At 60.9% G+C, this 1,676-nt stretch carries 1 protein-coding gene; it reads right to left on the reverse strand.

Going from position 1 to position 1,676, the window contains the following annotated elements; translation table 11 throughout:
* Positions 1-52 precede the first annotated feature (52 nt).
* Positions 53-1,609: an ISL3 family transposase gene (locus IVA74_RS05295; RefSeq protein ID WP_247340591.1), complete on the reverse strand. Its 1,557-nt coding sequence runs from the start codon at positions 1,607-1,609 to the stop codon at positions 53-55.
* Positions 1,610-1,676: the final 67 nt, after the last annotated feature.

The following is a 1,676-nucleotide window of genomic DNA, read 5'->3' on the forward strand; positions in this document are numbered from 1 at the left end:
GTGTCAATCGGCTTGCAACTTTGGCTCTGACGCAATTTTGGTGCATTGGTGATCATGTAGCGCCGATCAAGCGCGCCTGAAGAAGATCGAGCTTGGCGCGCCCGTACATCTGACGCTTGACGAGCTTGAGCTTGGTAATCTGACCTTCGGTCTGCCCGTTAGACCAAGATGTTGTAATCGCAGCGTTGATGGCGGCCTTGTCATTGGTGATGCCGTTGGCAAAGGATGCGACGAGACTTGCGCATGCTCGTTCCAGCCATGGATCAAGATCCACGTGAGTCTTCTTGCGGATCATGGCGTGGAAAGCGATGATGATTTCGCGAGCTTCCACCAGCAGAGGAACGCCCTTCTCGATCGCCGCGATGGTAACGGTCTCAGACTTTGATAGCGCATCGCGGCCATTGGTCATCAGGCGGGCGATGGTTCTGGCAGACGGCACGCGCTGTATACTTTGAACATCGGGCGTTTCGGCGCGCCGACGGCGTGTCGTCCACTCTCTAACAACTCGCTCAGAGCCCCTAAAGCCTAGCACCTTAAGGCGACGCCACAGGTCGGCTCCGTTATAATGGCCTGAAGCCCACTGGGCGTCGAGCCATGGCAGATGGTGCTCGAGTGAGCTCTCGCGCACCCTGAACACATCCGTTCGCTGACCTCGCAGAACTTTGCGAACGAGGCCCCGGCTATGTCCCGTAAGTCGCACGATCTCCTTTATGGAGACACCCGTCTCAGCCTGTCTGAAGATTGCCGCGTTGGTGTCCTCACGCCGTAGATAGCCTTCGTACTGGATGCGCTCGGCGGAAGTGAGCAAGACAGGATTAATTGTGGCGGCGCCGACCGCCACACGAACCTGGCGCATGGATTTGCGGACCGCATCGAGGAAGGCGTGGCTGGCGTTCTCCATCAAATGCCAGCGGTCAGCAACCTGGGTGGCCTGCGGGAGCGCCTTGGCTACAGCAAGGGCGTAACCACCGCCGCGATCGCGCGCGACCACAGCAATTTGCGGCTGCCCCGCCAGCCAAGCCTGCGCCGTAGCGGGCTCTCTGTCGGGCAACAGCGCGATCGGTCGTCGCCGCTCGAGGTCGCAGATGATTGTTCCGTACCGCTGATTGCGCCGCCAGGCCCAGTCGTCGATACCGATCACGCTCGGCACAGCAAAGGGCTGGCAACCGCGCCTTCGCACGACGCGAAGCAATGTATCGTTGCTCACGGGCAGCATAAGTCGACGGGCAAAACTTGCGGCCGGGCGGCCACCCAGGGCAAGCCCAAGGTGATGGACCAGAAGATCGAGCCGCGCCGTTCGCCGCGCCCACGGCGCCAGAGCCCCGTCATCGAACCGCTCGGTGAAAATACGTCGACTGCACATAACGGTGAAGCAGCGGAAGCGACGCGCCACGACCACCAGGCGAACCGGCCGCCCCGCCAGCGGCAGATCGGTAAGACATCGTTGATATCGGCTATGAATTCGCCCGGAACTGGCTCCGCATCCGGGACACAGACTCTTGTCGCTCCTGGGACGGACGGTGATCACGGTCGTGGCGCCATCACAGACGGCGCTCTCCACGTCAAACCCAGGAGGGATCAGGGCCGACGGTCGCAGGGCTCGCTGCATCATGTTGATTCCCTTGTGAAACCAACGCGAGCCGGCGCCTGAACTTCATCAAAAGTGAGTCAGAGCC

Source organism: Bradyrhizobium sp. 132 (assembly GCF_023074185.1).
Taxonomy (GTDB): Bacteria; Pseudomonadota; Alphaproteobacteria; order Rhizobiales; family Xanthobacteraceae; genus Bradyrhizobium.